The sequence below is a fragment of the Mahella sp. genome (assembly GCF_020054945.1).
In the GTDB taxonomy this organism is placed as follows: domain Bacteria; phylum Bacillota; class Clostridia; order Mahellales; family Mahellaceae; genus Mahella.
The window spans coordinates 1-8,720 of sequence record NZ_JAIHAU010000068.1 but is presented as its reverse complement, the minus strand read 5'-3'; the positions used below and the strand labels follow the sequence as shown (position 1 = coordinate 8,720).

General features: G+C 41.2%; 7 protein-coding genes and 1 pseudogene. 5 read left to right on the top strand and 3 right to left on the bottom strand.

The annotated features are described in order from the left end of the window. Positions 1-202 precede the first annotated feature (202 nt). The 3 genes from JG770_RS10300 to JG770_RS10290 all read right to left on the bottom strand — a co-directional run bounded on the left by JG770_RS10300 (position 203) and on the right by JG770_RS10290 (position 2,409). Positions 203-748, bottom strand: a complete 546-nt coding sequence (locus JG770_RS10300; protein ID WP_291958647.1) for a hypothetical protein — start codon at positions 746-748, stop codon at positions 203-205. Positions 749-1,570: 822 nt separating this feature from the next. Further along, complete coding sequence (locus JG770_RS10295; protein WP_291958644.1) at positions 1,571-1,804, bottom strand: hypothetical protein; 234 nt, start codon at positions 1,802-1,804, stop codon at positions 1,571-1,573. A gap of 326 nt (positions 1,805-2,130) precedes the next feature. Next, positions 2,131-2,409: a hypothetical protein gene (locus JG770_RS10290; RefSeq protein WP_291958642.1), complete on the bottom strand. Its 279-nt coding sequence runs from the start codon at positions 2,407-2,409 to the stop codon at positions 2,131-2,133. Positions 2,410-2,728: 319 nt separating this feature from the next. On the opposite strand from JG770_RS10290, the gene JG770_RS10285 reads away from it, so the two are divergent. The 5 genes and pseudogenes from JG770_RS10285 to trmFO all read left to right on the top strand — a co-directional run bounded on the left by JG770_RS10285 (position 2,729) and on the right by trmFO (position 8,634). Then, positions 2,729-3,286, top strand: a complete 558-nt coding sequence (locus JG770_RS10285; RefSeq protein WP_291958639.1) for an RNA polymerase sigma factor — start codon at positions 2,729-2,731, stop codon at positions 3,284-3,286. Positions 3,287-3,290: 4 nt separating this feature from the next. Beyond that, the gene (locus JG770_RS10280; protein ID WP_291958637.1) at positions 3,291-4,088 is read left to right on the top strand and encodes a DUF4367 domain-containing protein; all 798 of its coding nucleotides are present in this window, start codon (positions 3,291-3,293) and stop codon (positions 4,086-4,088) included. 198 nt (positions 4,089-4,286) lie between these two features. Next, positions 4,287-5,387 carry a DNA-processing protein DprA gene (gene dprA / locus JG770_RS10275; protein ID WP_291958635.1) on the top strand — a complete coding sequence of 367 codons (1,101 nt, stop codon included), beginning with the start codon at positions 4,287-4,289 and terminating at the stop codon, positions 5,385-5,387. Positions 5,388-5,401: 14 nt separating this feature from the next. Continuing rightward, positions 5,402-7,352 (top strand): annotated as a pseudogene (topA, locus tag JG770_RS10270) (type I DNA topoisomerase). Then, positions 7,339-8,634 carry a methylenetetrahydrofolate--tRNA-(uracil(54)-C(5))-methyltransferase (FADH(2)-oxidizing) TrmFO gene (gene trmFO, locus JG770_RS10265; protein WP_291958633.1) on the top strand — a complete coding sequence of 432 codons (1,296 nt, stop codon included), beginning with the start codon at positions 7,339-7,341 and terminating at the stop codon, positions 8,632-8,634. Before topA ends, trmFO begins: the two are co-directional and overlap by 14 nt. Positions 8,635-8,720: the final 86 nt, after the last annotated feature.

Genomic DNA, 8,720 nt, shown 5'->3' with positions numbered 1-8,720 from the left:
GTATATGTTATATTATTTTTGCTTATAGGTGGCAGCTTCTTCGGTATAATAGGCATGCTGCTGGCAGTACCTACGGCACTGATACTGAGGATATTATTTTCCCATATAATAGATGCCATTACCGGGTCTATAATAAAATAATGCCGGTATCTTATATTTATGCCAGATACCGGCAAGTTAAATGCTGTTTGCTTTCAGCGGCTTATTCGACGTATATATAACCCGTTGTTGTAGAATTTATGTCTGCTTGGCCGTTATCTAAAACATAATGATAAGTCGTCACCCTATAGTATTTTCGAGGGCTAACGCTTTTATAATGCATGCTTATAGCTGTGTCGCTATTATATTCGGCATAACTCTCACTGCCAATAGTAACCCATTTATAACCATCCCACATCTGGAAATAGAGATTATAAGATACCTTATCCACTACTTTATTGGCTATGCTCTCGCCTACAGCTTTAAGAACATAAGCGCCGGGTTGTTGCATAATCGTACTTCTGCAGACCAATAAATAACCGGCACCGCTTGTTCCGGCACTGTAAGAATTTGCTTGTTGCAAAGCTCCAGATCCATAATAATATCCCACGCCATAATCTGGATATTCTGAAGGAGTGCCTTCTGTAGGCACTATGGAATACGTGCGTGCCTTATCTAAAGGAGCCGCGTAAACGGTTGAGGTATACATCGGCATCAACAATACAGCCATAACTAATACTGCGACAGTTAAATACAACTTTCTACTCATATTACCAACCTCCATTATATTTTTATGTATTTATACCCAATTGCCACCGCTCAAATCTCTTATACTAATGATTCTTCTAGGTCATGGTATCATCTCCCGTTTTCTTCTTTATATATAAGACTATCCTATGGCGTAAAAGTTTCATTTTTTAAAAAATATTTTTGTTAAAGGGAAATTATTATATAAAGCACGATCTCTAGACATGATGTGGTATAATATAGCATAGATTAAAATGGCATGACAAGATTTGCTTGTTATGCTGTTATGCGATTGGGGATGATGGAGTGGACATTAATATTGGCAATATGATTGTTTTTATGGGAGTCGTGATTTCAATACTATATCCCATAGGGATTTTTAAGATATTTGAAAATATTAACAAGAAATATAATAAAAAATTATATTTCTTGATAGCTCCTATCTGTATATTCACAGTTCTTTTTGTGCCATATTTAATTGTTTATTTAACGAGTCCTAATATAGTTTTTAATTTTGAAGAAATGTTGAATTTTTCTTTAAAAACCGGATTAGCGATTTTCTTTGTTATACCAGCTTCGTTGGTTAGTATCATATGTACGATAGTCGGTTACTTATCAAAACCATAGTGAATTGCATTTGCAATTAGTATACCAGCAATGACAATTCCTACAGCAATTATCACTCCTGACAATAAAGTCTGGTAATTTTTCATTATTTTTATTAAATATACGTAGAGTAAACAGTCTTGGCACTCCTTTCCAAAATAATTTGTTATCGTGAAGGGATTGCCTACTTCCCCTCACAAAATTTCAAGCAGTATCGGTTTAGCCCCTTATACGACAACTATCCTAACATATAAAGAACGGGCGCACCTCCTTTAAGATTTGCGTTGTTTAATCGTAAAATAAATGGCACCAGCATACCAATATAATGACAAAAAAGCACATAAGCAGGGAGAAAACCATTCTCTAATATCTCTAAAAATGTGCTTATACTCCATAAAAGTCCTAATACAAGCCAAAAGATTGGTGATTGACCTTCTTTTCCGAACAACCGTCTGAACAAACGTTTAAACAAACGTAACACCTCCACCTCCTATACTGAGTACTTTCGTAAACTCCGAAAGCTCTTAAAATCTATGTTAAAGGTTCGACTGTTTATGCCTTACCTCCAACATTCACCTTTGTTAGGCCCTATTACGAAAGCTGTATGGACTATGTTGGAAATCTATTGAACTCCCTAGTCGGTCTTCGAGAGCCTTCTTTTCATGATACTGTTATTCAGTTTCGTCTCCAAAGCATATTGTTTAAACTAATAACATCGTCTGTAATAGCAATTTCAAGTGCATAACCGTAATATTCACCACTTATATTTTGAGGGTCAACAATAAGAAAATGTAATTTTTAGGTACCATTGTCAATAATATCAAAAACAAATACATCAGTACCATCTTCTACATAATGACTTGATAATGCAACTATTTCTTTCCCTTCTGTTCGATATTCATAATGCTCATGTTTATTGGAAGATCTGGCGGCGTAAACCGTTATTTGTCCTGTTTCTTCTGAATACAAGGCGGTGATACCAGTTTCTTGCCTACTACTATTTGTAGTAATTGCTGCTATGATAACCAATAAAATAGCAAGACACAGAATGAATATCCAAAATTTTTTCTTCATCATGAACAACCTCGTATAATAATATTTGTAGAGGCAAATCAACAAAATTTCCAGTAGTATGTCATCTGTGAGCCTGCCTCCGAAGGAAGCATATAATAAGTAATAGCAAGTTGTCGCTCACATTCCTTTAATAATCACCCAATGGAATCACCTCCAATCCCGTTTTCTTCTTTATATATAAGACTATTCTATGGCGTAAAAGTTGCATTTTTTCAAAAATATTTTTATTATCGATTAAGCGCATTTGCATCAATCAATAGAAGGAAATATTAATATTTTGTCGAATATATATAAGTGAACATGAAAGAAGGTGTAAAAGATCGTGGTCGATAAAAATAAATCCAGCGGCGTGAAACTTTTTAATGAGTTGATGCCTCTTATATATAGAGAGTTATATAGCTTTATTTATTCTATAGTGAGGAACAAGGTTATAGCGGATGATGTTATGCAGAATGCTATGATGAAGGCCTATAACAAGATCGATGACCTCAGGGATCCTGATAAATTCAAGGCATGGGTATTTTCTATCGCTAAGAGGGAGGCTATAAGCGCATTGAAGATGCATGAAAGGGAGACCATGATAGAAATGCTGGATGATAATACAGACTATGGATATGACTTTACTTTACCTGAAAATATAATATTGGATGACGAGATCAAAACTTATATAGTGAATATCATAAATGCTTTGCCGCCTAATTATAGGGAAGTGATAATATTGAGATATTGGTCAGAGCTTTCTTTTAAAGAAATAGCTAAGGTGCTGAGTATAAACTATAATACCGTAAAAACCCGACATTATAGGGCTAAGCGGATTATACATGCTGAGATTGTAAATTATTTGCAAAATGAACCGGAACTAAAAGGGGAAAGGGGGTAGCCCGATGGATAAGATGGATGATATTTTAAAAGATGTACTTCACAGCAAAGCCGATATGATAGAAGGCTTAGGGGATATAGAGGTACCCGATTACCAAGAGTTTATGGATAAGCTGGCGCCAGATGAAGCATCACGTTTGCGCGTTATAGACATCGCCGATGTGAAGAAACGAAATGATAAACATAAAAGTAAACGAACTGCAAAAAAGGTCATAGCGGTAGCGGCCTGCATCGTGATACTGTCGCTGGTCTTATCTATGGCGGCCAGTATGCCGACGGCCCAAGCGTTTAAGTTCGATATTGTAAAGACATTAATGGAAATAAGAGATGGCTTTTTGTCCATAACCCAGTCGGATGCAGATAATGATGCAGATATACCCGATAAGGAGAGCGACCAAGCGGATGCCGGCGATATAGCTGATGATGCCCAGGCCGATCTAAAACACAAAGCGTTGATACCGTCATATATACCGGCGGGTTATACGCTAAAGGCTATAGATGAAAAACCTATGGTTGGTAACGACTATATAATCAAGCTGTCGTATGCAAACGATCGGAATGGGCAGATAAGTATAATACAAATATCGAATGTTAACGGTTTTGATGCTAATGCTCTTGTCGCTGATGCTTCGGGCAAAACGGTCAAAATAGGCAATGTGGATGTGATCCTGCTTTCCACAGGCAATGACAGCATATACGCCGTATGGTATGATGACAATATCCAATACGAAGTTACGGCCACAATATCCGAAAGCGATGCGATCAAAATGATCGAATCTATGATATTGGCCGATGATAAATAGCCAGGAACGGACATCGATGCCTATTCAGCACAATTGATAAACTGGCTCATATATAACTAGCGATAGAAATCCTTCCGTTTTGTTACTGCTCAGCGATAAAAAAGTTAACATATACGCTGAGCAGTAATTTTTGATTCACTATAAGTATTATCTATGATATAATTCAACCCGTAGTAATTTATATGGTGGTGGATAAATTTGACTTCTGAAGAATTGCATTGGATTTGGTTATCCAGCATAACAGGAATAGGCCCCAATCGCTTTTATGCATTGATAGAAGCGCTAGGCAGTGCATCAGATGTATGGGCAGCGTTATCATCTCCTTATAATCCCGATGTAGAAGGTATGGGCACGCAATTATGGAATATACTGCGACAATATAGGGACGAAAAATATGTTGAAAAATTGGTAGCTGATATTGAGAAAAATGGCATTGATGTGCTTATATCTACATCGCCGGATTATCCGAAAAACCTTAAGGAAACATATAACCCACCTCCAACATTATACGTAAAAGGTAAGATAGATAATGTTAAAGACGAGATGGCCGTTGCGGTAGTGGGTACCCGAAGGTGCAGCGCTTATGGTCGTACAGTGACCGATAAACTTTGCTCGCAGGCGGCGGCCGCCGGCATCACTATAGTCAGCGGCATGGCCCGTGGTATAGACGGATTGGCGCATAAGGCTGCCATAGATGCCGGCGGAAGGACATTAGCGGTGCTAGGCTGCGGCGTAGATATGATATATCCGCCTGAGCATAAGCCTTTATATTACGATATAATATCGCATGGCGCAGTAATATCGGAATTCCCTCCCGGAATGGAGCCGCTTAGGGGTAACTTTCCCCAACGTAATAGGATCATAAGCGGTTTGTCACTGGCTACTCTCGTTATAGAAGCCGGCAATACCAGCGGTGCTCTGATCACGGCTGATTTCGCGCTGGAGCAAGGCCGCGATGTTATGGCGGTTCCCGGCAATATAACCAGTCCCAACAGCATTGGCACCAATCGTCTTATAAAACAAGGCGCAAAACCGATAACCGATGTACAGGATATATTGGAAGAATTCGGCGTCAAATTTAATGCAAATATCGCTGCAGGAGATATAGCTGTCAATCAACTGAATATAGAAGAGCAGCGTTTATTGAAATTCTTTCAGGACAGCCAGCCGGTAAGCGCAGAGAAGCTATGCGTTTTATCGAAAATGAGTGCTGCGGAAGTAAACGGAGTATTGACATCTCTCGAAATAAAAGGCATAATAAAACAATTACCAGGGACACTATTTATAAAAAACGCATAAAGGGGTGAATCGATATGGCCAATAATCTGGTTATAGTGGAATCTCCGGCTAAAGCTAAGACTATAAGCAAGTTTTTGGGCAGGGGATATAAAGTAGAGGCGTCTATGGGCCACGTGCGAGATCTACCCAAAAGTCAGATGGGCATAGATATAGAGCATGATTTCGAACCAAAATATATAACCATACGCGGTAAAGGCGAAATAGTGGATAAGTTAAAGAAACAGGCCAAAGCAGTTGATCGAGTGCTGCTGGCTACCGATCCTGATAGAGAGGGTGAGGCTATATCCTGGCATTTGGCACAATTGCTGGATATAGATATAGATAAGGCGTGCCGTATTGAATTCCATGAAATAACCAAGAATGCTATTAAAGATGCGTTAAAGCATGTCCGACCTATCGACAAAAATCTAGTCGACGCACAACAGGCTAGAAGGGTATTGGATAGGCTGGTGGGTTACAGCATAAGTCCGCTTTTATGGAGGAAAATACACAAGGGATTGAGCGCAGGACGCGTTCAGTCGGTGGCGTTGCGTTTGATATGCGACCGCCAGCAAGAGATAGATAATTTCGTTCCACAGGAATATTGGACACTGACGGCTCTTCTGGCTTCTGATAAAGGCGAGGAACTTGAAGCGCGCTTTTATGGCAAAGGTACCAAAAAACAAGAGCTGAAGGATAAACAATCAGTGGATGCGATAATAAAAGATATCGATGGTTCTGATTTTATAGTAGAAAAAATAGAGAGGGGACAGCGAAAAAGAAAGGCCTCCGCTCCTTTCGTTACCAGTACACTGCAGCAAGAGGCAGCGCGAAAGCTGGGTTTTACAGCCAAGAAAACGATGGCTGTGGCACAGCAGCTATACGAGGGCGTGGAACTGGGGAAGGAAGGCATGGTTGGCCTGATAACGTATATGCGTACCGATTCGGTACGTATATCGCAGGAGGCCCAGCGCGAGGCCAGGGATTATATTGCCGAACGTTTTGGCAGCAATTACGTTCCGGATAAGCCCAATGAATTCAGGAATCGCAAAGGTACGCAGGATGCTCATGAGGCCATACGCCCTACCTATATAAATTATACGCCGGATTACGTAAAATCTTTTTTGCCGCGCGACCAATACAGGCTATACGAACTGATATATAACCGCTTTATAGCCAGCCAGATGAGCGATGCCGTATATGATACCATATCGGTTACAATAAAGGCGGGAAACTATGTATTTAAGGCCTCCGGGTCCACATTGATCTTCCCGGGTCATCTGGCGTTATATATGGAGGGACAGGACGATGACAATGATGATAAAGAGCAGAAACTCCCTCCATTGGAAGAAGGACAACGCCTTATATTAAAGAAATGGATGCCGGAGCAGCATTTCACACAACCGCCGCCACTATATACCGAGGCTTCGCTGGTTAAAGCGCTGGAGGAAAAAGGCATAGGGAGGCCGAGCACATATGCTCCTATTATATCGACTATTGTGGAACGCGGCTATGTAGTGCGCGAAAAACGGACGCTTAAGCCTACCGAATTAGGCCTACTGGTAAACGATATGTTAAAAGAACATTTTCCTGACATAGTGGATGTTAGCTTTACGGCTCAGATGGAGCAAATGCTGGACGATGTGGAAGAGGGACAAAAGGATTGGCACAAGGTAATCAGCGAATTCTACTTTCCTTTTAAATCAGTATTAGACAAGGCCGATCAAAGCATAGAAAAAATAATGCGGCGGGCATATACAAATCAAACGTTCCAAAAAGGGCAGGAAATTCTACGGATGCGAAAATTATCCTCAATGCGATTTTGTAAGTTGGGATGAACCTACAGGAGAGCTATGCCCCGAATGCGGTTATCCTGTGGTAATAAAGTACAGCAAAAACGGCAGAAAATACACCAGATGTAGCAATAAGGATTGTAAGTATACGGGTCAGAAATTAGCTGGGGAGGCCAAAGATGGCAATAGTTAATGTGATAGGGGCAGGATTGGCCGGTAGCGAGGCTGCATGGCAGATAGCGCAGCGCGGCATAGATGTGAATTTGTTCGAGATGCGCCCGGTGCATACGACGCCGGCGCATACCACAGATAGATTTGCAGAATTGGTATGCAGCAATTCCCTGCGGTCGGATCGTTTGGAAAATGCCGTAGGTTTGCTGAAAGAAGAGATGCGCAGATTAAACTCGATTATAATGATGGCGGCTGACCGCTACAAAATACCGGCGGGCGGAGCGCTAGCGGTGGATAGAGAAGGGTTCTCATCTTTTATCACTGACACGCTGTGCCGCCATCCGCATATAAACGTTATGAGGCAGGAAGTGGATGACATAGCCGATGATGGAATAACAGTCATAGCTACCGGTCCTTTGACATCGGATGCACTCGCTCAAAAGATAAGCGCGATTACCGGCCGGCATTATCTCTACTTCTACGATGCCGTTGCTCCTATAGTAATGTATGATACCATAGACATGAACAAAGCCTTTAAGTCGTCCAGATATGGTCGCGGGAGCGATTATATAAACTGTCCTATGGATAAAGAACAGTATGAACGCTTTTGGAGTGAATTGGTTAATGCACAAACTGCGCCGCTTAAAGACCTTGATAAACAAATATTATTTGAGGGTTGCATGCCCATTGAAGAAATGGCTCGCCGAGGCAAGGACACATTGCGATTTGGCCCGCTGAAACCCGTCGGGATAGAGATAGAGGGCTATAGGCCGTATGCGGTGGTACAATTGCGTCAGGACAACGCTGAGGGTACATTGTATAATATGGTGGGTTTTCAAACTCATCTTAAATGGGGTGAACAACAACGCGTTTTTCGCCTTATACCTGGCTTGGAAAATGCCGAGTTTGTACGCTACGGCGTAATGCATCGAAATACTTATATACATTCGCCGCACCTTTTATTGCCGACATATCAGATGAGGGATAAGCTTAACATACTGTTTGCAGGGCAGATAACCGGTGTGGAGGGTTACGTCGAATCGGCATCATCAGGCTTGGTGGCGGGCATAAACGCCGCATTACTGGCGATGGGGCGCCAGCCTCTCGTATTTCCCGCTGATACTGCCATAGGCTCATTGGCTGCTTACGTTTCGACGTATACAGGAAATGATTTTCAGCCGATGAATGCTAATTTTGGTATAATGCCGCCTTTATCGCAGCGTATAAAAAACAAACAGCAACGAAATCAAGCCATCGCTCAGAGGGCATTGCAGGCATTGGAAGGTCTAATCTTCAATTCGTAATATATAGCTGAAATGAGTAATATAAAGCGATGCAAGTGATATAAAGCCGGAGAACGCCTTGAAATATTGCGTAGGCGTACTCAACG

What these genes read in the sequence shown, in the direction of transcription:
- JG770_RS10290 (WP_291958642.1), bottom strand. Translation starts at nt 2,409, where the DNA reads ATGATGAAGAAAAAATTTTGGATATTCATTCTGTGTCTTGCTATTTTA.
- JG770_RS10300 (WP_291958647.1), bottom strand. Translation starts at nt 748, where the DNA reads ATGAGTAGAAAGTTGTATTTAACTGTCGCAGTATTAGTTATGGCTGTA.
- JG770_RS10280 (WP_291958637.1), top strand. Translation starts at nt 3,291, where the DNA reads ATGGATAAGATGGATGATATTTTAAAAGATGTACTTCACAGCAAAGCC.
- trmFO (WP_291958633.1), top strand. Translation starts at nt 7,339, where the DNA reads ATGGCAATAGTTAATGTGATAGGGGCAGGATTGGCCGGTAGCGAGGCT.